Origin of the sequence: Aequorivita lipolytica (assembly GCF_007997135.1) — a bacterium.
Taxonomy (GTDB): Bacteria; Bacteroidota; Bacteroidia; order Flavobacteriales; family Flavobacteriaceae; genus Aequorivita; species Aequorivita lipolytica.
Genome location: NZ_VORU01000002.1, coordinates 121,254 through 142,243, shown reverse-complemented (window position 1 = coordinate 142,243; position 20,990 = coordinate 121,254). Strand labels below are relative to the sequence as shown.

16 protein-coding genes are annotated in these 20,990 nt (G+C 37.5%); 10 read left to right on the top strand and 6 right to left on the bottom strand.

Going from position 1 to position 20,990, the window contains the following annotated elements:
- Positions 1 to 29 precede the first annotated feature (29 nt).
- The 5 genes from pyk to ESV24_RS03100 form a co-directional block, all read right to left on the bottom strand.
- Positions 30 to 1,460: a pyruvate kinase gene (gene pyk / locus ESV24_RS03120; protein WP_111815219.1), complete on the bottom strand. Its 1,431-nt coding sequence runs from the start codon at positions 1,458 to 1,460 to the stop codon at positions 30 to 32.
- On the bottom strand, positions 1,461 to 1,952 hold the full coding sequence (locus ESV24_RS03115) for an IPExxxVDY family protein (protein WP_111815218.1): 492 nt from the start codon (positions 1,950 to 1,952) through the stop codon (positions 1,461 to 1,463).
- A 140-nt stretch (positions 1,953 to 2,092) separates the two neighbouring features.
- Positions 2,093 to 2,836, bottom strand: a complete 744-nt coding sequence (rnc, locus tag ESV24_RS03110; protein WP_111815217.1) for a ribonuclease III — start codon at positions 2,834 to 2,836, stop codon at positions 2,093 to 2,095.
- A gap of 8 nt (positions 2,837 to 2,844) precedes the next feature.
- Complete coding sequence (gene fabF / locus ESV24_RS03105) at positions 2,845 to 4,098, bottom strand: beta-ketoacyl-ACP synthase II (protein WP_111815216.1); 1,254 nt, start codon at positions 4,096 to 4,098, stop codon at positions 2,845 to 2,847.
- Between the two features lie 10 nt (positions 4,099 to 4,108).
- Complete coding sequence (locus tag ESV24_RS03100) at positions 4,109 to 4,342, bottom strand: acyl carrier protein (RefSeq protein WP_014781833.1); 234 nt, start codon at positions 4,340 to 4,342, stop codon at positions 4,109 to 4,111.
- A gap of 225 nt (positions 4,343 to 4,567) precedes the next feature.
- Between ESV24_RS03100 and purN the strand changes: the two genes are divergently transcribed.
- The 5 genes from purN to ESV24_RS03075 all read left to right on the top strand — a co-directional run bounded on the left by purN (position 4,568) and on the right by ESV24_RS03075 (position 9,498).
- Complete coding sequence (gene purN, locus ESV24_RS03095) at positions 4,568 to 5,161, top strand: phosphoribosylglycinamide formyltransferase (RefSeq protein ID WP_111815215.1); 594 nt, start codon at positions 4,568 to 4,570, stop codon at positions 5,159 to 5,161.
- An 80-nt stretch (positions 5,162 to 5,241) separates the two neighbouring features.
- Positions 5,242 to 5,874 carry a ribonuclease H1 domain-containing protein gene (locus ESV24_RS03090; protein ID WP_111815214.1) on the top strand — a complete coding sequence of 211 codons (633 nt, stop codon included), beginning with the start codon at positions 5,242 to 5,244 and terminating at the stop codon, positions 5,872 to 5,874.
- Positions 5,875 to 5,952: 78 nt separating this feature from the next.
- Positions 5,953 to 6,495 carry a hypothetical protein gene (locus ESV24_RS03085; protein ID WP_111815213.1) on the top strand — a complete coding sequence of 181 codons (543 nt, stop codon included), beginning with the start codon at positions 5,953 to 5,955 and terminating at the stop codon, positions 6,493 to 6,495.
- A 124-nt stretch (positions 6,496 to 6,619) separates the two neighbouring features.
- Positions 6,620 to 7,543 carry a PfkB family carbohydrate kinase gene (locus ESV24_RS03080; protein WP_111815212.1) on the top strand — a complete coding sequence of 308 codons (924 nt, stop codon included), beginning with the start codon at positions 6,620 to 6,622 and terminating at the stop codon, positions 7,541 to 7,543.
- Between the two features lie 56 nt (positions 7,544 to 7,599).
- Positions 7,600 to 9,498 (top strand): amidophosphoribosyltransferase, encoded by a 1,899-nt coding sequence (locus ESV24_RS03075; protein WP_111815211.1) that lies wholly within the window; start codon positions 7,600 to 7,602, stop codon positions 9,496 to 9,498.
- A 1,187-nt stretch (positions 9,499 to 10,685) separates the two neighbouring features.
- Here the strand turns inward: ESV24_RS03075 and ESV24_RS03070 are convergent.
- Positions 10,686 to 11,294 (bottom strand): superoxide dismutase, encoded by a 609-nt coding sequence (locus tag ESV24_RS03070; protein ID WP_111815209.1) that lies wholly within the window; start codon positions 11,292 to 11,294, stop codon positions 10,686 to 10,688.
- Between the two features lie 158 nt (positions 11,295 to 11,452).
- On the opposite strand from ESV24_RS03070, the gene ESV24_RS03065 reads away from it, so the two are divergent.
- The 5 genes from ESV24_RS03065 (at position 11,453) to ESV24_RS03045 (ending at position 20,970) form a co-directional block, all read left to right on the top strand.
- Positions 11,453 to 14,593: a UvrD-helicase domain-containing protein gene (locus ESV24_RS03065; protein ID WP_111815208.1), complete on the top strand. Its 3,141-nt coding sequence runs from the start codon at positions 11,453 to 11,455 to the stop codon at positions 14,591 to 14,593.
- Positions 14,594 to 14,620: 27 nt separating this feature from the next.
- Positions 14,621 to 15,820, top strand: coding sequence for a glycine C-acetyltransferase (kbl, locus tag ESV24_RS03060; protein ID WP_111815206.1), 1,200 nt, complete (start codon positions 14,621 to 14,623; stop codon positions 15,818 to 15,820).
- Between the two features lie 122 nt (positions 15,821 to 15,942).
- On the top strand, positions 15,943 to 17,334 hold the full coding sequence (locus ESV24_RS03055) for an OmpA family protein (RefSeq protein WP_111815204.1): 1,392 nt from the start codon (positions 15,943 to 15,945) through the stop codon (positions 17,332 to 17,334).
- Between the two features lie 70 nt (positions 17,335 to 17,404).
- Entirely contained in the window at positions 17,405 to 20,131 is a 2,727-nt protein-coding gene (locus ESV24_RS03050) for a PD-(D/E)XK nuclease family protein (protein ID WP_111815202.1), read from the top strand.
- Positions 20,131 to 20,970 (top strand): alpha/beta hydrolase family protein, encoded by an 840-nt coding sequence (locus ESV24_RS03045; protein WP_111815200.1) that lies wholly within the window; start codon positions 20,131 to 20,133, stop codon positions 20,968 to 20,970. The genes ESV24_RS03050 and ESV24_RS03045 overlap by 1 nt, the downstream gene beginning before the upstream one ends.
- Positions 20,971 to 20,990 lie beyond the last annotated feature (20 nt).

Here is a 20,990-nt window from a genome sequence, read left to right as displayed (position 1 = left end):
AATTTTAAAACTTTGTCAATGTTAAAAATTCATTTCACCTGCGAAACCCGCAACGTATTTACCATTCCCTTATCCACAATAGGCATAGCCGCGAGATTGATTAAATAGTCGCCTTTGTGCACGTAGCCTTTTTCAAAAGCAATTCTATTTACATCATCCACGGTTTCATCTGTACTTACATATTTATCGTAATAAAATGCTTTTACGCCCCACAACAGATTTAAACGTGCAAGAATTCGTTTGTTACTCGTAAACGCCAAGATAAACGCAGAAGGCCGCCAAGCCGAAATTTGAAAGGCTGTGTACCCACTATTTGTTAACGTACAGATTGCTTGTGCCTCAATTTCATTGGCCATTTGCGCCGCGTGATAACAAATGGATTTTGTAACGTAACGATTCGTTTTAATCTGCGGAGGTTCGTGAGGTACGTGAATCAATTCAGAATTTTCTACACTTTTTAGAATTTTGGTCATTGTTTTTATGACCGCAACGGGATAATTACCAACAGAAGTTTCACCAGAAAGCATTACAGCATCGGCGCCATCCATTACGGAGTTTGCTACGTCATTCACTTCGGCACGGGTTGGTGTTAACGAGGTTATCATCGTTTCCATCATTTGTGTTGCAATAATTACTGGAATGCGCGCACGTTTTGCAGTAAGCACTAATTCCTTCTGAATTAATGGAACTTCCTCAGCGGGAACTTCTACGCCTAAATCGCCACGGGCTACCATCAAACCGTCGCAATAAGCTACTATTTTATCAATGTTTTCAACTGCTTCTGGTTTTTCAATTTTGGCGATGATAGGAATTTTATATTCCGAATGTGCTTCAATAATTGCCTGTAATTCTTTTAAATCTTCTGCGTGGCGTACAAAGGAAAGTGCCATCCAATCTACCTTTTGTTCAATTGCGAAAATGGCATCTGCCTTGTCTTTTGCCGTAAGTGCGGGCAGTGAAATATTGGTATTTGGAAGGTTTACTCCTTTTTTGGAACGCAACGGCCCGCCTTGTATTACCATCACTTTTACTTCGTCCCGTCCATTGGTTTCAAGTACTTCAAAAATTAGTTTACCATCATCCAAAAGAACACGTTCGCCAGGGTTTACATCCCGCGGAAATTTGTCGTAATTCATGTAAACTCGTGTTTTGGTGCCTTCAAATTCTTCACCTGTGCAAAAGGAAAGTTCATCGCCAGGCTGCACAACCACTTCCTCCTTCATCATCCCAACACGAAGTTTCGGTCCCTGAAGGTCGCCAAGGATGGCTACATGGATATCTAATTCTTCGGAAAGATTTCGGATAATTTTAATAGTCTTTTTTACAGTTGCATAATCAGCGTGCGAAAAATTTACCCTAAAAACATCTACACCTTCTAAAATCATATGTCTCAAGATTTCTTTTGAAGAAGTGGATGGGCCAAGCGTGGCAACTATTTTGGTTCTTTTTTGATTTGACATTTAGTCGAAAATTAAATTGTTCTTTGATTTTATATTGTCCATTTCTACGTTATAGGCAGAAATAACTTGTTTTATCTCGTTTATTTCTGAAAGAATTTTTCGCAGCGAAATTGTTCCAAAATCTGAATAAATTTTCAGAAAATAATCTACTTTTTTAAATTCGGGAAGCAGATAATGAACCGTTGCTTTTTCTGAAACCATTTCAGCAAATAAGCCGCCAGAGCTTTGCAATACTGCATTAACCGACTTGCATTTATTTGCCACTAGGTAAAAGTGCGTGTATTTGTACACATCCTCAAAATCATACAACGGAAAAGTTATAAGCAAACCTTCTGTTGAAAAATCTAAATCGGTGTGGCTTCTTTTTAATTTTAGTTTAAGATGTTGATTAATCAAATATCCCAATTTATATGCTTCTTCACTACAATGGATGGCTATGAGCGTGTAAGGCTCTTCAAAATCTTCATCAAAAATTAATTTGTGATTTGCCATATAGATTTTAGATGCTGTGGTTCCTGATTGTTACAATTGGCACTACTGTCACGTGCCTTACAAAAATAGTCAACTTTGAAGGTAATAACTAAAGAACTTAGTTACGAATAGAAAATTTGATAGAAATATAACTTTTGGCTCTAAGGCTTTTCTGAATCAACCTTTATCTTAAGTTTGTAGAAAGCTCTTTTTGCAGCTCTCTCTTCCGCTTTCTTTTTTGAAGTAGCGCGAGCTTTTGCCACAATTTCATCTCCAAGTTTTAGGCGAACGGCGAAATGTTTCAGCTCATCTTTTCCGTTGTCTTCGTAAATTTCAAAATTGAATTGTTTCTTATTCTTTTGACACCATTCAATAAAAAGACTTTTATAACTGATTACTTTTCCTTCCAGCTTTTTAATATCTACATAGGGCTTAATAACCCTTTTTTGAATAAATTTTTCACAGTACTTAAAACCGCGGTCTAGATAAATGGCACCAACCAATGCTTCAAAAACGTTACCGTAAATATTTCCACTAAATTGTTGCGTGGGGATGGTAGTTTTTAAAAATATAATGAGGTTTAAGTCACGGCCAAGTTCATTTAAATGCTCGCGACTTACCACTTTACTCCTCATTTTAGTAAGATAACCCTCGTTGCCGCCAGGTACTTTTTTAAACAAGTGCGCTGCAATTACGGCGCCGAGCATGGCATCACCTAAAAACTCGAGCCGCTCATAGTTTTGTGGTTGACCGCTTATATTTTTTTCATTGGTGGAACGATGTGTGAAAGCGGTTTCGTAAATAGAAAGGTCTTTGGGCTTGAACCCCAATATTTTTTTTAGGGAATTGGTAAATTCCCCGCTTTTGTCTGAACGGGAAGAAAATATGTTTTTAATGGAAGCCATTAATTATTTTAGGCATCAAGTTTTTTAAAGAGCACACAAGCATTGTGCCCGCCAAACCCGAAGGTATTGCTCATGGCAACTTTAATGTCGCGTTTCTGAGCTTTGTTCAAGGTTAGGTTTAAGGAGGGATCTATGTTTTCATCTACCGTAGTATGGTTAATGGTAGGTGGAACAATCCCGTATTTCATTGCCAAAATAGAGGCAATAGCTTCAATAGCACCGGCAGCACCTAAAAGGTGTCCCGTCATAGATTTTGTTGAATTGATGTTGATATCTTTCGCGTGTTCGCCAAAAACCTTCACAATAGCTTTCAATTCAGCAACATCGCCAAGTGGAGTTGAGGTTCCGTGGGTGTTTATAGTATCCACTTCGTCTGGGCTCATATTAGCGTCGCGCAGGGTATTGAGCATAACGCGTTCCACGCCAATACCGTCTGGGTGTGGGGCCGTCATATGGTAGGCATCGCTGCTCATACCACCGCCCACTACTTCGGCATAAATTTTTGCGCCACGCTTTTTAGCGTGTTCGTATTCCTCAAGGATCAACGCTCCAGCTCCTTCGCCTAAAACAAAACCGTCACGGGTCGCGTCAAAAGGACGTGATGCCGTTTCAGGACTTTCGTTGCGAGTTGATAAAGCGTGCATAGCGTTAAAACCTCCCATTCCAGCCATGGTTACAGCAGCTTCGCTTCCACCAGTTACAATAACGTCACAATGCCCCAAACGAATGTAGTTGAGTGCATCTATCATTGCATTGGCTGCTGAGGCACAGGCCGAAACTGTTGTATAGTTTGGCCCCATAAAACCATGCTTTATAGAAATATTTCCGGGCGCAATGTCCGCAATCATTTTTGGAATAAAGAAGGGGTTGAAACGTGGTGTTCCATCCCCTTCTGCAAAGTTTATTACTTCATTTTGAAAAGTTTCCAACCCACCTATTCCGGCTCCCCAAATTACACCAACGCGAAATTTATCGACCTCATTAAGGTTTATTCCGGCGTCCAGTATCGCTTCATCTGAAGATACAAGGGCGTATTGAGCAAAACGGTCCAGTTTTCGGGCTTCTTTCCTATCAAAATGGTCTTCTGCGTTGAAATTCTTCAATTCGCAAGCGAATTTTGTTTTGAACTTTTCAGTATCAAAATAGGTTATGGGTCCACAGCCACTTTTCCCACTAATAAGTGCATCCCAATATTCTTGAATATTGTTACCAATAGGGGTAAGGGCGCCAAGACCTGTAACTACAACTCGCTTTAATTCCATAGAAGAATTCTTATTTTGCTGCTTCTATATAGGAAATTGCTTGACCTACCGTGGCAATGTTTTCAGCTTGGTCGTCCGGAATCTGGATATCAAATTCTTTTTCAAATTCCATGATAAGCTCTACCGTATCTAGGGAGTCTGCTCCTAAGTCGTTGGTGAAGCTTGCTTCGTTTACAACTTCGTTTTCGTCTACACCTAATTTGTCTACGATAATCGCTTTTACTCGTGATGCAATGTCTGACATAATTCTTGATTTTAAATTTTAATTATAAGTGGCAAAAATAAAATATTTTATTTGAAAACACCATTTAATGTTAAAAATGTGCCTTTGATAATTTTCAAAATTTTACTGTGATACAAAATTGGCAAAACCAATTTAAACAATTTTGGGCGAAGTAAAACCCTATTGCCTTACTTTTGTTATTTTATTTATTAATATTTACTTCGGGAAAAACTTTTGGAAACGGGAATGAAGAAGCGGATTGTAATTTTTGCGTCGGGTAGCGGTACCAATACCGAGAACATTATTAAATATTTTCAACGGACCCAATTTGCTGAGGTCGTTCTTGTGCTCTCAAATAAGAAAGATGCAAAAGTTTTGGAAAGGGCAAAAAGCAATAATGTAGGCTCGGTTTCTTTTACTAAAGACGAATTATTTTCAAAAGATGGAGTTTTGAAAATTTTAAAAGAAAGTAAGCCAGATCTTATAATATTGGCAGGTTTTCTTTTGAAGTTTCCTGAAATCATTCTGGAGGAATTTCCAAAAAAGGTAATAAATATACACCCGGCACTACTTCCCAAATATGGTGGAAAAGGTATGTACGGCAATTTTGTGCACGAAGCGGTAGTGAAAAATAAGGAAGTTGAAACTGGCATTACCGTTCACTACGTGAATGAAAATTATGATGAAGGCGCGATTATTTCACAGAAAAAAGTGAAGCTTTCAAAAACTGAAACACCTAAAACTGTCGCTGAAAAAATCCATACTTTAGAATACGAATGGTTTCCAAAAATAATTGAAGAAGTTTTAAAATATCCCGGCAATTTTCTTCCCCAACCCTAAAGGGAGGAAAATTATCTAAATTTTTTATTTCGAAAAAGCGCACCCTTTAGGGTTGGGGCAATGCTTTTTCACTATAGACTATGGCTAAAAAGCAAAAATTTTACGTGGTTTGGTTCGGAAATCCCGCTGGAATCTTTGGCAGTTGGGAAGAATGCAAGCGTTCAATTCAAGGAGTAAAAGGCGCACAATACAAAAGCTTCGAAACTTTTGACGAAGCTAAAAAAGCATACAATAAAGAATATGCTGATTATAAAGGAAAGACAATTAAGAATACACTTTCAAAAGAACAGCTTCAAAAAATAGGGGAGCCAAATCTTTATTCAATTGCCGTTGATGCTGCTTCCAGTGGCAACCCCGGAAAAATGGAATATCGCGGGGTGGATACACAAACGCACAAACAACTTTTTCATCAAGGGCCATTTCAGCAGGGAACCAATAATATTGGAGAGTTTTTAGCACTTGTGCACGGCTTGGCATTCCTGAAAAAAAATGATAGCGACCGTATCATTTACACCGATTCACGCATTGCGATGGGTTGGTTAAAAAAGAAAAAATGCAATACGAAACTGAAGCAATCTACAAAAAACAAAACAGTTTTTGAGTTGGTTGAAAGAGCCGAAAACTGGCTCAAAACAAATAAATACGAAACGAAAATCGTAAAATGGGAAACCAAAGCGTGGGGAGAAATTCCTGCGGATTTTGGGCGGAAGTAATTATTAAATGAAAACATTTTGTATTAAACTTTAAACTTTAAATGTTATTTTTAAGTCTAATAATAAAATGGGAATATTATGAAAACAATATTTTTAATTATAGTAATGGGATTTTCACTTTTAAGTTGTGAAAAAGAGAATAAATCTTCCGAAGGAGATCCAAAAATATACGATCTTAATTTTGAATTATTACGTTCCGATGGAACGGTATATGAAGATGATAATTTAAAAATTTCGAATGAGCAAGAGCTTTTCAATGGGCAATTACACCCTATTGGAAATGGGGAGTTATTTTGGTTTGATCTTGGCAAACTTACGATACAATCTCAAAATGGTGATTCTATTCTTTTTGGAATTTCTTGTGGTGAAAATTGTAATGATTATTTACCTCTTCCATTCGCTTCAGGCGCAGAGGGCGTTGATGTAAATGGCCCAGTGCCTTTTGAAAAAGACAAATATTGGTTATTGCGCTATGCGAATGAAGATGTAGATACACTGCGTGTCCATGATGTGCAGTCCATAAATCCTTACAATAGAACTTTCACTTTTTATGTTAATGAACAACAAGTTGAAGCTACTAATTTTATATATCAGGAGTATGCAATTACAATTCAAAAGTAGCGAGAAGGGAAAATTTTAATATCCATCATTCTAAAACCTTTCAGCTTTAAAAACTGAAAGGTTTTATTTTTTGGCATATCCAAACCCAAAACAGTATCTTTGCATCTCATTTCAAAAACCCTTTATGAGCAAACTCGTTATCGTTGGCACCGTTGCCTTTGACGCTATTGAAACCCCTTTCGGGAAAACTGATAAAATTCTTGGTGGAGCCGCTACTTATATAGGTTTGGCAGCTTCACAATTTAACGTAGATGGCGCAATAGTTTCAATTGTTGGAGGCGATTTTCCAAAGGATGATCTTAAAATGCTGGAAGCAAAAGGAATGGATCTTACTGGGCTTGAAGTTGTTGAAAATGGAAAAACCTTCTTTTGGAGCGGAAAATATCATAATGATATGAATACGCGTGATACGCTGATAACTGATTTGAATGTGCTTGCAGATTTCAATCCAAAAGTTCCCGAAGATTATCGTGACGCAGAAGTGGTTATGTTAGGAAATTTGCATCCATTAGTCCAGTTAGAAGTAATTGAACAGATGGATTCGCCGAAATTGATTGTTCTCGACACAATGAATTTCTGGATGGACAGCGCCCTGAATGAATTGGTGCAAGTTATTGCTAAAGTAGATGTGATTACTATAAACGACGAAGAAGCGAGACAACTTTCCGGAGAATACTCCTTAGTAAAAGCAGCGGCCAAAATAATGGAAATGGGCCCAAAGTATGTAGTAATAAAGAAAGGCGAACACGGGGCATTGCTCTTTGGTAATGACGACGTTTTCTTTGCTCCCGCGCTTCCGCTGGAAGAAGTTTTTGACCCGACTGGGGCTGGAGACACTTTTGCAGGAGGATTTACGGGCTATTTGGCAAAAACCGGGAATTATAGCTTTAACAATATGAAGAATGCCATTATAAACGGTTCTGCACTGGCTTCGTTTTGTGTAGAAATGTTCGGACCAGAAAGATTACTGAATCTTTCTAACAAAGAAGTACACCAACGATTGCAGCAATTTAAAAGCTTGACACAATTTGATATCAAATTAACCTAAATACGCGCCCTGAAATTTCAGGGCGTTTTTTGTAATTTATATAGTTTCAGAAAAATATGAGCGACGCGTTAAAACACGAATGTGGAATTGCACTGGTAAGACTGTTGAAGCCTTTGGAATATTACAAAGAAAAATATGGAACAGCTTTTTACGGCGTAAATAAAATGTATTTAATGATGGAAAAACAGCACAACCGCGGGCAGGACGGTGCGGGTTTCGCTAGCATTAAATTGGATGTAAATCCAGGAGAGCGCTACATTAGCCGTGTTCGCTCTAACGCGGCACAGCCCATTCAGGATATTTTTGCACAAATTAACGAGCGCATAAATCTTGAATTTACAAATCATCCAGAATACAAAGACGATGTTGCTGCACAAAAAAAGAACATCCCATATATAGGTGAATTGTTTCTTGGCCACGTTCGCTACGGTACCTTCGGAATAAATAGTGTGGAAAATGTTCATCCTTTCCTGCGTCAAAACAATTGGATGCACCGAAATCTGATAATCGCTGGAAATTTCAATATGACCAATACCAACGAGCTTTTTGATAATCTTATAAAGCTTGGAATGCACCCAAAAGAAAAGGCGGATACTGTTACGGTGATGGAGAAAATAGGCCACTTTTTAGATGACGCAGTTCGAAAATTATATAAAAAAGCTAAGGCGAAAGGACTGAATAAACAAGAAGCATCGCCTTACATAGCCGAACACTTAAATGTTGCAAAAATTCTTCGCAAATCTGCCGCTGACTGGGACGGTGGCTATGCAATGGCAGGTCTGTTGGGCCACGGCGATTCCTTTGTACTTCGTGATCCAGCCGGAATTCGACCCGCATATTATTATCAAGATGATGAAGTAATTGTGGTTGCTTCAGAAAGGCCTGCGATACAAACAGTCTTTAACGTTCCATTTGAGGAAGTTAAAGAGTTAGAGCCAGGCCACGCTATTATCATTGAGAAAGACGGAAGCATGAAACTTTCTGAAATACTTCCACCTTTGGAACGAAGATCCTGTTCTTTCGAGCGCATCTATTTTTCCCGTGGAAGCGATGCCGAAATTTATCAAGAGCGAAAAATGCTCGGTAGGCTTATAATGCCGAAAATTCTGGAAGCAATAGATTTTGATACAGAAAACTCAGTCTTCTCTTTCATTCCGAATACAGCCGAAACTTCCTTTTACGGAATGTTGGAAGCTGCACAGGACGAACTGAACAAACAGAAAAATGAGGCAATTCTGAACGAGAAGGAAAATTTGACACCAGAGCGACTTCAACAAATCCAAGCTCATAAAATACGTACAGAAAAAATAGCCATTAAAGATGTAAAGCTTCGAACCTTTATAACGGATGATAGTAGCCGCGATGATTTGGTTGCCCACGTTTATGATGTTACATACGGCGTTGTGAAGCCGAATGATAATCTCGTTATTATTGACGATAGCATTGTTCGTGGAACTACTCTAAAGAAAAGTATTTTGAAAATGCTTGATAGGCTTCACCCGAAGCAGATTGTTGTGGTTTCTTCCGCTCCGCAAATTCGTTACCCGGATTGTTACGGTATAGATATGGCACGCTTAGAACATTTGGTTGCATTTCAAGCTGCTTTGGAACTTCACAAAGAAGACGGAACCTACGGAATTGTTGAAGAAATCTACCATAAATGTAAAGAACAAGTTGCGATGGAAGATGTTTCTGTAATAAACCATGTGAAGAAGTTATACGCTCCTTTTACAGATGAAGAAATCTCTGATAAAATAGCTGAAATAATAAGTAATGAAGACATTACATCCAAAGTGAAACTTATATTTCAGTCTGTGGACGATCTGCATATTGCTTGCCCAAAAAACCTTGGTGATTGGTACTTCACAGGAAACTATCCAACCGCTGGTGGCAATAGGGTGGTTAATCGAGCCTACATTAACTTCTATGAAGGAAATCCAGAGCGTGCTTATTAAATTCTTTAAATTTTAACACAGCCTTTACCGTTTATCGGAAACCCAATCCACTTAATCGAAATTGTTGATTAACACTGTTTTAGTGCCTAAACTTAAATTATATTTGCGCTTACCATAAGGCGTAAGTAGGTTAGGTCTATGGTAAGATTTGGGGCAAAAAAGGTAGACTTAGGTCTGCCTTTTTTCATGAACCAAATGCGGGGTGTGGCGAGCCTTTGGAATCTCTATTGTTCGTTCCGTTTTCTCGCGAGCCGTTTCCCATCTTTTACTAAAGCTTTTGTCAAGTTTTCAAATTCCTAATTCAAGTATTCCTAAGATTTATAAATCTAAAATAAGTTCTTGCTAAACTCTTTTCTACTAAAATTCGTTTGAAAGTCACTTCTGAAATGTTAAAATTTCGATTTAAAAGATGGTTTTTTGACCGAAAACAAATAAAATATGTCTTTCAACGAAAAAACAAGCAATTCGTCTAAAAGCATAATCTCGAATGTTTTATTGCCATATATTTGAACATACCATTAGCATAAGTAGGTTAAGTTCATGGTAGATTTGGGGCAAAAAAAGGCAAACATCGTTTGCCTTTTTTTATGCGCGAAATCTTCGGGGTGGCGAGCAATAAGGAGTACCCTTCTTTATAAAAATACTATTGCGAGCCGTTTCTCTTTTCCCACAGACACTTGTTTGCCTTTTTTTATGCGCGAAATCTTCGGGGTGGCGAGCAATAAGGAGTACCCTTCTTTATAAAAATACTATTGCGAGCCGTTTCTCTTTTCCCACAGACACTTGTTTGCCTTTTTTTATGCGCGAAATCTTCGGGGTGGCGAGCAATAAGGAGTACCCTTCTTTATAAAAATACTATTGCGAGCCGTTTCTCTTTTCCCACAGACACTTGTTTGCCTTTTTTTATGCTCCAAATTTTTGGGATATTGAGTACCGTAAAGAATTAATCTGAATATTAGCTTCAATTTCGAGCCGCTTGATTCTATTTTTGGGCATAAATTTGCTTTCTATTTAACAAAAATACTTTTCGCTGGAATTATTTTTTCGTATTTAGACAATTTAAAATACTCATTTCCAAGCATGATATATTTCGTGCTGATTTGAAATGATTTAGATTTTTCAAATATGACATCAAAAATCCGCAAACTTAAAAAAGGCTGCGGATCTATAAATTCAATTATCAATTGTTATTTATTCTTGGCGTAATTAGCAGTAACTTCTTCCCAATTAATTACATTCCAAAACGCTCCGACATAGTCTGGACGCTTGTTTTGGTATTTTAGATAATAGGCGTGCTCCCAAACGTCCAATCCTAAAATTGGAGTTCCGCCGCAACCTACTTTTGGCATCAATGGATTGTCTTGGTTTGGGGTTGAACAAACTTCAACTTTTCCGCCATTGTGAACGCAAAGCCAAGCCCAACCTGAACCGAACTGTGTTTTGGCAGCTTCGGAAAATTTCTGTTTAAAATCTTCAAAACTCCCATAGGCGCTGTCTATAGCTTTTGCCAAATCGCCCGAAGGTTTTCCACCACCCTTGGGGGACATCACTTTCCAAAAAAGGCTGTGATTGTAAAATCCGCCGCCGTTATTACGTACAGCTTTATTTTCCATATCAAGATTAGTCAAAATATTTTCTATGGTTTTTCCTTCCATATCGGTGCCCTTAATAGCATCGTTCAATTTATCAGTGTAACCTTGGTGGTGTTTGTCGTGGTGTATTTCCATTGTTTTGGCATCTATGTTAGGCTCTAAAGCATCAAATGCATACGGTAATTTTGGTAATTCGAATGACATAATTATATAGTTTTTTTATTGATTATTACTAAATTCACTCAAATTTAGACAATCTCAGCTCTTTAAAGTGTTATAGATTTTATAAGATTTCTATGTGGGTATAGATTAATTTGATTCCGAAGCAATAAAACAGTATTTTAGTCCAAAATGATAAAGCCTTGGAAATAAAATCCTCTTTTTCAATTTATGATGCCGCAGCAGGGAGCGGAAAAACTTTTACACTTGTAAAAGAATATTTAAGACAGATTTTATCTGCAAAAAGTGATGACTATTACAAACATCTTTTGGCAATCACCTTTACCAACAAAGCTGTTGCTGAAATGAAACAGCGCATTGTGGGAACCTTGGTGAGTTTCAGTGAAGAAAAAAGTGTAGCCGAACCACTCCCAATGATGCTTAATATTGCTGGAGAAACAGGAATGAAACTTGAAGAAATTAAAAGCCGTTCCCAGAAAATTCTAAAAAATTTGCTACACAACTACGCGGCTTTCAGCGTAGAAACCATTGACAGATTTAACCATAGGCTCATCCGCACTTTTGCGCGAGATTTAAAACTGGCAACAAATTTTGAAGTTACACTAGACACAAATGAACTCTTGGCAGAGGCTGTGGATCTGCTTTTGAGCAAAGCGGGCGAAAACAAAGAAATTACCAAAGTGCTACTGGATTTTGCGTTGGAAAAAACAGATGATGATAAATCGTGGGACATTTCACGGGATATTGCCAACGCCGCCAAATTGCTATACGCCGAAAACGATTCTGATAATGTTTCGGTTTTGAAGCAGAAAACGTTGGAAGATTTTCTCAAATTCAAAAAGCAGTTAATACTCAAAGGGAAAACACTTTCCGAAGCAATTGAAACCATCGCTTCGCAGACACTTCAGCTTATTGAAGAAAGTGGCTTGCAGCATGATGATTTTAGCGGCAGTTATTTGCCGAAGCATTTTCAAAATCTTGCAATTGGCAGATATAATCTGAATTTTAGCGCAAAGTGGCAAGATACAATGGGCGAAAAGGTATTATATCCCGGCAGGGTCTCAGCAGCAATTGGAGGAATAATTGACGAACTGACTCCCACTTTTATTACAAATTTTCAGCAAACAAAAAATTTAGTTTTCCGGTTGCTTTTAACTGAGAATATCCTGAAAAATACTACTCCGCTCTCAGTGATAAATTTGATAAACCAAGAAATTGAAACCATAAAGAGAGAAAAAAATATCCTGCCCATTTCAGAATTTAATTCCCTCATAAACAAAGAAATTAAAAACCAGCCAGCGCCTTTTATTTACGAACGTATGGGTGAAAAATATCGCCACTTTTTTATTGATGAATTTCAGGATACTTCAAAACTGCAGTGGGAAAATTTAATTCCGCTTATTGACAACGCACTTTCGCAACAATTGGAGCCAACCTCCGGCAGCCTTTTGTTGGTGGGCGATGCCAAGCAATCAATTTACCGTTGGCGCGGTGGTTTGCCAGAACAGTTTATGGGTTTGTACGGGATTGATAATCCCTTTCAGCGTGAAAAAGAAGTGTTCCCATTAATAACCAACTATCGCAGTTGCGCAGAAATCGTGAACTTTAATAACGATTTTTTCACATTCATTTCTTCCTATTTTGCCAATGTAGGTCACAGAAAATTGTATCAAGACGGCAATAAGCAAGAATGTAATGATAAAAAGGATGGTTATATAAAGTTTGAGTTCATTGAAAAGCAAAATAAGGCTGAAAAGGAAGAAGCGTATTCAAGTTTGGTTTATGAAGCAATTTGCGATGTAAAAAGCAAAGGTTATTCTGAAAGCGATATTTGTATTTTGACCAGAAAGAAAGCCGATGGAATCGCGCTCGGTTCTTTTTTGATGGAGCAGGGCGTGCCAGTAATTTCTTCGGAAACATTGCTGCTGCAGTCTTCTGCTTTTGTGCAGATTTTGGTTTTTGCATTACGGGTTTGTTTATATCCAAATAATGATGAGGCCAAAATACAGATATTGGATTTGTTGCACGACCATTTAAAAATTTCGGAAGAAAAGCACACTTTTTTTACAAAATTCCTAACTATTTCAGAAGTAAAATTCTCTGAAAATTTAATGGAATACGGTGTTGATTTCGCCTTTGCCGAAATGCGTTCCGCGTCGCTGTACGAAGCTTTTGAGTATTGTATTGAGAAATTCAAAATTGCCGCTTCCGCAGATGCGTATCTTTTCGGTTTTATGGATTTGGTTTATGAATTCGAGCAACAGCCGCAAGCTGATAAAATATCTTTTTTGGACTATTGGGAAACAAAAAGGGAAAATGCCTCGATCCCAGCCAGCGAAGGCACGAACGCCGTGCAATTAATGACCATTCACAAAGCAAAGGGACTTGAGTTTCCTGTGGTTATTTTTCCGTTTGCAGATATTCAATTGTATGATGGCAAGTACGATAAACTTTGGTATCCGTTAGAAAACGAAGATTTCAACTTTAAAGAGGCGCAGATAAATTACAAATCTGAAATTGCAAATTACAGCGAGGTTGGCGAAAAAATGCACAATGAACATAGAAGCCAGTTGGAGTTAGACAATATTAATTTGCTGTACGTAACGTTAACGCGGGCTGTTGAAAAGCTCTTTATTTTCTCTGAGATGCCCAGCGAACCAAAAGGCGGAATCCCTTCAACATACAACCATCTTTTTGTGGAATTTTTGAAAAATAAAAGTATGTGGAACGGGGACCAAATGGTTTATGAATTCGGAAAGAATTCAGAAAAGATTTCAAAGAAAAAAGAGGTCGTTTCGCAAATGGAGCCGCAATATTTTTCCAGCAATCCAAATAATCATGGTTTGAAAATAGTTTTTTCGGAAGAAATAAATTTTGAAGATGAAACAGAGGCGGCCATTACAGCAGGAAACTTGCTCCACGATACCATGGCTCAAATCTATACGGCTGCAGATGCTGAAAGAGTTTTGATGGAATTGGAGCAACGTGCGATAGTGCCGAATGATGAATTTAAGATTTTAAGGAAAACGGTTTTTCAAATTGTCCAGCATCCGCATTTAAAAGCTTTATTTGAAGGAAGCGGTATGGTTTATAATGAGCGGGACATAATCACAAAAGATGGTCTGGTTTTACGGCCAGATAGGATAAATATCAATTCAGAAAACATTTCAATATTAGTAGATTATAAAACTGGAAGCCCAAAGATTTGGCACAACGACCAATTAAATGATTATTCAAATGCTTTAAAGGATATGGGTTTTTTGGTTTCAGAAAAAATGCTTATCTATAGTAACGAAGATGAAATAGTAATAAATAAAGTTTAATTTTGGAAACTTTAAACAAAGCTTGATATGTACGGAAAAATAAAAGAACATTTACAGAAAGAAATTGAAGAGATAAAGGAAAACGGTCTTTATAAAAAGGAGCGGATAATTACATCTCCCCAAGATGCGGAAATTACTATTTCTACTGGCGAAAAGGTGATAAATTTTTGTTCTAATAACTATTTGGGTTTGTCTTCTAATAAGGAAGTGATCCAAGCTGCAAAAGACGCTATGGATACGCACGGTTTTGGAATGTCTTCCGTTCGCTTTATTTGTGGAACGCAGGATATTCATAAAGAACTGGAACAGAAAATCGCAGATTTCTATCAAACTGAAGACACTATATTATACGCAGCCGCTTTTGATGCCAATGGCGGTGTTTTTGAACCTCTCTTGGGGGAAGAAGATGCAATAATTTCGGATTCGCTGAACCATGCTTCAATTATTGACGGTGTACGCCTATGTAAAGCAGCCCGCTACCGCTATGCAAATAGCAATATGGAAGACTTGGAAAAGCAACTCATTACTGCCAACGAAAAGGGTGCCAGATTTAAAATAATAGTTACCGACGGTGTCTTTTCTATGGATGGTTTGGTTGCCCCGCTTGACAAAATCTGTGATTTGGCTGATAAATATGACGCAATGGTAATGATAGACGAATGTCACGCTACTGGTTTCATTGGAGAAACAGGACGCGGCACTTTGGAAGAAAAAGGCGTAATGGGTAGAATAGATATTATAACTGGAACATTGGGTAAAGCCATGGGTGGCGCTATGGGCGGTTATACAACGGGGAAAAAAGAAATTATTGAAATACTTCGTCAACGCTCTCGTCCGTACTTATTTTCAAACTCTTTAGCACCCGCAATTGTAGGTGCATCTATTAAGGTATTTGAGATGCTCTCAGAAGATACCTCATTAAGGGACAGACTTGCAAAAAATACTGCCTATTTTAAAAAGGGAATGAAAGGGGCTGGCTTTGATATTATAGACGGAGATTCTGCCATAGTACCTGTAATGCTTTACGATGCTAAGCTTTCTCAACAAATGGCTGACATGTTATTGGAGGAAGGAATTTATGTAATAGGGTTCTTTTTTCCTGTCGTGCCAAAAGACAAGGCAAGAATTCGTGTGCAGCTTTCAGCAGCGCATAACAAGGAACAATTGGACAAAGCGATAAATGCCTTTATTAAGATTGGAAAAAAATTGGGGGTTATTGACAAGTAAATCCTTTATTTACGTATCAATAGCAATGACTTTAGGAAAATTTTATTAGATTTGCTTTTGTTTATAATATTTAACAACTTACTTTTGCTCATAATTAACACTTAAAAATTAAACAATCGAATATGAAACATCTTAACAGATTATTAGTTGCTGCTATCCTTTTTATGGGAATCGGGGTGGCGAACGCGCAAGACGAAAACAATCCTTGGGCTGTTGAGGTTGGTGTAAACGCTGTTGACGTTTATCCAGCTGGACTTAACGAGGACCAAGCACGCATCCCAGCTGCTGCCAGAGGGGATATCTTTGACGAGTATTTTAACGCAAACGATCACTGGAATATCCTTCCTTCAGTTTCAAGATTAGCTATCAGTAGATATATTGGTAGTGGTTTTGTTTTCACTGGAGCAGGTTCGATCAACCGAATTGACAAATTAGGTGATATTGCCGTAGACGATCTTAGCTATTACAGTGCAGATGGGGAAATTAAATATAGCTTTAGAAATGCATTGAACGGTCCTGGTGGATGGTTCGATCCTTCTATTGGTATTGGTGGTGGTTACACTTGGGTAGATGATATCGGGTTTGGTACTGCTAATGCTCTTGCTGGCGTTAAATTTTGGTTTAACGATAACATTGCTCTTAATCTGCAATCTACTTATAAGCATGCATTTGAGGATTCTTATGGAATCACTCACTTCCAACATTCTGCTGGTATTGTATTTCAATTTGGCGGAAAAGACACTGACGGTGACGGAATTTACGACAAAGATGATGAGTGTCCAGAGACCCCAGGTCTAGCTGAATTCAATGGTTGTCCTGATACTGACGGTGACGGCATCGAAGATAGAAATGATGCTTGTCCTAATACTCCTGGTCTAGCTGAATTTAACGGTTGTCCTGATACTGACGGTGATGGTATTGCTGATCCACAAGATGAGTGTCCTACTGTTGCTGGTCTAGCCGCACTTAACGGTTGTCCTGATGCTGACGGTGACGGTATCGCTGATAAAGATGATGCTTGTCCAAATGAAGCTGGTCCAAAATCTAACAATGGTTGCCCTTACGAAGATAGAGATGGTGATGGTGTCCTTGATAAAGATGATCAGTGTCCAGATGTTGCTGGTACTGTAGCAAACAAAGGTTGTCCAGAAGTTTCTATAGAAATTATAAAGCAATTGAACGAGTATTCTAAAACTATCTTGTTTGACTATGATAAAGCAACTATCAGAAAAGACTCTTATTCTGCACTTCAGAGCATCGCTGATATTATGAAAGAATATCCTAACACAATATTCCACATTGGAGGCCACACAGATAGTCGTGGTAGTGATTCTTACAATATGAAGCTTTCTAAAGAAAGAGCTGCTTCTGTAAGAGATTACCTTACTACTATTGGAATGGAAGGTGATAGACTTACCTCTGAAGGTTACGGTGAAGAAAGACCAATTGCAACAAACAATACTGCAGCTGGAAGACAACAAAACCGTCGTGTTGAAATTTCACTTCAGAAATAATCTGAATTAAATTTTAAAATAAATAATTTTGAAACGCCTCCAATTTGGGGGCGTTTCTTATTTTTAGGCTATGGTAACATTCCTTCAAGAAGTTTTAGCTGATATTAAAAATTCTAATCCAGATATTTCTGATATCACTTTTGTTCTACCCAGTAAACGCGCTGGGGGTTTTCTTTTGAATGAATTGAAAAAGAATACTAACAACACTCAGTTTGCTCCGCGAATTTGCAGTATTGAGGAATTTATAGAAGATCTTTCTAATCTTAAAATTATCGATAATACGGAACTACTCTTCAAGAGCTATGAGGCCTATTTGAGTACAAATAGTAGTACTGAAAAGGAAGATTTTGAAACGTACTCCACTTGGGCAATTACATTATTGAATGACTTTAATGAAATCGATAGGTATTTAGTTGAACCTGCGCCGTTTTTCAGTTATTTGGCGAGTATTAAGACCTTGGAAAGATGGGGTGTGAATGATGAAAAAACACAGCTTATCGAGAACTATTTACGGTTTTGGGAAAGCCTGCCTTCGTTTTATGAAAATATTCAAAATCAATTATTACGCGAAGGCATAGGTTATCAAGGAATGGTTTATCGAGAGGCCGCATCAAACCTCGGGCATTATATAAACAACAACAAATACAAAAAGCACATTTTCATAGGCTTTAATGCACTAAATGCTGCAGAGCAAAATATCATTCAAGAGCTGCTTGAAACAAAAAATTCAAAAATCTATTGGGATACAGATCGCTTTTTTTATGAGGATTTAAAACATAGTGCTTCCTATTTCATAAGAAAGTATATAAAAGAATGGAAGTATTTTCAAGATGAAACTCCAAAGTTCATTGCCCGTAATTTTGAAGGACCCAAGCAATTTCGATTCGTAGAAGTCCAAAAAAATGTTGGACAGGCAAAGTATGTTGGTGAACTACTTTCCACCCTTTCCACTGGGGAGATAAATAAAACGGCTATTGTACTTGGCGATGAGAACTTACTAGTTCCATTACTTTATTCCCTACCGGAAAATGTAAAAAATTTAAACCTTACCATGGGCATTTCGCTCAAGAATTTTCCAGCTGTTGTTTTCTTTGAGTTGCTTTACGGCATCCATCACCGCAATCCAAGAACACTATATTATAAAGATGTATTAGCTATTTTGAACCATCCGTTGGGCAACACATTATTGAAGGATACAACGATTATTAACAAAAAACTAGTCAATCAAAATATAACCCATATTTCTTTCGAAGATTTAAAAAGTTTTTCAGAAGATTCTGAAAACCCGATGCTCCAACTCATTTTTGACGATTGGAATGATGATAGTGAAACCGCTATTAAATCTTCAATAAAAATTATTGAAACACTTCAAAACGATAAAGAATTAAGTGTTGTTGAGCGTGTGGTAACAAATCAATTGGGAAAGGTGCTCAAAAAAATTGACACCCTAAATGAAAAATATCCACACCTAAAATCAATTAGAAGTGTGCTTACGCTTTTTTCAGAATTAACGCAGACCACATCAATAGATTTTGAAGGTGATGCCTACAGCGGGCTGCAAGTAATGGGTGTGCTGGAAACACGTGTACTCGATTTTGAAAATGTTATAATTACCTCTGTAAACGAGGGTATTTTCCCTTCCGGAAAATCAAACGCTTCGTTTATTACATACGATTTGAAACAACAATTCAACCTGCCGATTTACACTGAAAAGGATGCAATTTACACCTATCATTTTTATAGACTCTTGCAACGTGCAAAAAACGTAACCTTGCTCTATAACAATCATTCCGAAGGAATTAACACTGGTGAAAAAAGCCGATTTATTAGGCAATTAGAAATTGAAAAGCATCCAAATCATACCATTGAAAAACGCATTCTTTCACCAAAAGTTCAAATAAAACCACTTCAATTGCGGGAGATTCATAAAACTGAAGCCGTATTGAAGCGCATTCGCGAAATTGCAGAAAAAGGGTTTTCACCTTCGGCATTAACAAGCTACATCCGAAATCCGATGGAGTTTTATTTTCAGAAGATTTTAAAGTTGAATGAGTTTGCGGAAGTAGAAGAAACTGTTGCAGCAAATACCTTGGGGACCATCGTTCACGACACTTTAGAAAACTTCTATCAACCTTTGGAAGCGCTTGTTCTTAGTGTACAGAATCTATTAGATATGAAGGAGCGGATTCACGAAGAGGTGACAAAACAATTCAAAAAAACGTTCAAAGGAGGAAACTTTTCCAAAGGAAAAAATCTAATCATCTTTGAGGTGGCCAAGCGTTATATTTCAAACTTCATAGATCGTGAAATTTCCGAAGTTGAAGCTGGCAATGAAATAAAAATAGTTAAGATTGAGGCCAATCTCACTTTGGAAATTCCAATTCACGAGATTAATTTTCCAGTAAAAATTCACGGAAAGGTTGATAGGGTAGATACTTATAACGGCCAACTTCGTATTATCGATTATAAAACGGGCTCAGTAAATCAGGGGGATGTTGAAATTATTGATTGGTCAGTATTGAACAAAGATTACAAGTTCAGCAAGGCTTTTCAAGTTTTAACCTACGCTTTAATGATGAACAGAGAGCTGCCAATAAATGGGGCGGAAGCAGGAATTATTTCGTTTAAAAATCTAGCCGGTGGATTTCTAAAATTTGGAACAAAAACCTCTGCATACAGTAAGCGGGACCAACAAATTACTGCCGAAACTTTAGAAAATTTTACTATTGAATTAAAGAAACTTATTTTGGAAATTTGTGATCCACAGATTCCATTCATTGAAAAAGAAATAGAATAATGATAGTTAGAAAAAATAAAGTACTCACTTCCGAAAACAAAAAACCGATACTTTACGATGTTTATTATAATGAAACAGAAAAATCGCAACCAATCGTTATTTTCTGTCACGGCTACAAAGGTTTTAAAGATTGGGGTGCATGGCATTTAGTAGCTGAAGCTTTTGCCGAAGCTGGTTTTTGTTTTATAAAATTTAATTTTTCGCATAACGGCGGAACCGCGGAACAACCAATAGATTTTCCAGATTTAGAAGCTTTTGCCGAAAATAATTTCAGTTTGGAGCTAGATGATTTGGACAGAGTTTTAAATGAAATAAAAAGTAGAAACGAAAATCTTCCGAAGAAAATTTCAACCATTTCATTAATCGGGCATAGCCGTGGCGGCGGAATTGTTTTAATAAAAGCCGAAGAAGATATTCGCGTAAATAAAGTTGTTACTTGGGCGAGTGTAAGCGATTTTAAAGCCAGATTTCAGGAAGATACTGAAGATTTTAAAGCGTGGAAAGAAACGGGAATAACTCACGTGGAAAATAGCAGAACGAAACAAATGCTGCCGCACAAGTTTCAGTTTTATAAAGATTTTAAAGAAAACGAAAAGCGCTTTTCAATAAACCGCGCTGTGAAAAATATTGAGATTCCTGTATTTTTCGTTCATGGAAGCGATGACCCAACGGTTTCTGTAAATGAAGCAAAGGCAATCCATTCTTGGAATTCACAAAGTGAATTAAAAATAGTTGAGGGGGCAGATCACGTTTTTAACACAAAGCATCCTTGGGAAGATAAAAACTTACCCGAGGAATTAAAAACTGTTGTTGAAACAACAATTGATTTTCTGAAATAAAAAAACCACCGCGGAAACGG

Bases quoted from the DNA above. Each gene is read 5' to 3' on its own strand.
- pyk (WP_111815219.1), bottom strand. From the start codon at position 1,460: ATGTCAAATCAAAAAAGAACCAAAATAGTTGCCACGCTTGGCCCATCC.
- ESV24_RS03115 (WP_111815218.1), bottom strand. From the start codon at position 1,952: ATGGCAAATCACAAATTAATTTTTGATGAAGATTTTGAAGAGCCTTAC.
- rnc (WP_111815217.1), bottom strand. From the start codon at position 2,836: ATGGCTTCCATTAAAAACATATTTTCTTCCCGTTCAGACAAAAGCGGG.
- fabF (WP_111815216.1), bottom strand. From the start codon at position 4,098: ATGGAATTAAAGCGAGTTGTAGTTACAGGTCTTGGCGCCCTTACCCCT.
- ESV24_RS03100 (WP_014781833.1), bottom strand. From the start codon at position 4,342: ATGTCAGACATTGCATCACGAGTAAAAGCGATTATCGTAGACAAATTA.
- purN (WP_111815215.1), top strand. From the start codon at position 4,568: ATGAAGAAGCGGATTGTAATTTTTGCGTCGGGTAGCGGTACCAATACC.
- ESV24_RS03090 (WP_111815214.1), top strand. From the start codon at position 5,242: ATGGCTAAAAAGCAAAAATTTTACGTGGTTTGGTTCGGAAATCCCGCT.
- ESV24_RS03085 (WP_111815213.1), top strand. From the start codon at position 5,953: ATGAAAACAATATTTTTAATTATAGTAATGGGATTTTCACTTTTAAGT.
- ESV24_RS03080 (WP_111815212.1), top strand. From the start codon at position 6,620: ATGAGCAAACTCGTTATCGTTGGCACCGTTGCCTTTGACGCTATTGAA.
- ESV24_RS03075 (WP_111815211.1), top strand. From the start codon at position 7,600: ATGAGCGACGCGTTAAAACACGAATGTGGAATTGCACTGGTAAGACTG.
- ESV24_RS03070 (WP_111815209.1), bottom strand. From the start codon at position 11,294: ATGTCATTCGAATTACCAAAATTACCGTATGCATTTGATGCTTTAGAG.
- kbl (WP_111815206.1), top strand. From the start codon at position 14,621: ATGTACGGAAAAATAAAAGAACATTTACAGAAAGAAATTGAAGAGATA.
- ESV24_RS03055 (WP_111815204.1), top strand. From the start codon at position 15,943: ATGAAACATCTTAACAGATTATTAGTTGCTGCTATCCTTTTTATGGGA.
- ESV24_RS03050 (WP_111815202.1), top strand. From the start codon at position 17,405: ATGGTAACATTCCTTCAAGAAGTTTTAGCTGATATTAAAAATTCTAAT.
- ESV24_RS03045 (WP_111815200.1), top strand. From the start codon at position 20,131: ATGATAGTTAGAAAAAATAAAGTACTCACTTCCGAAAACAAAAAACCG.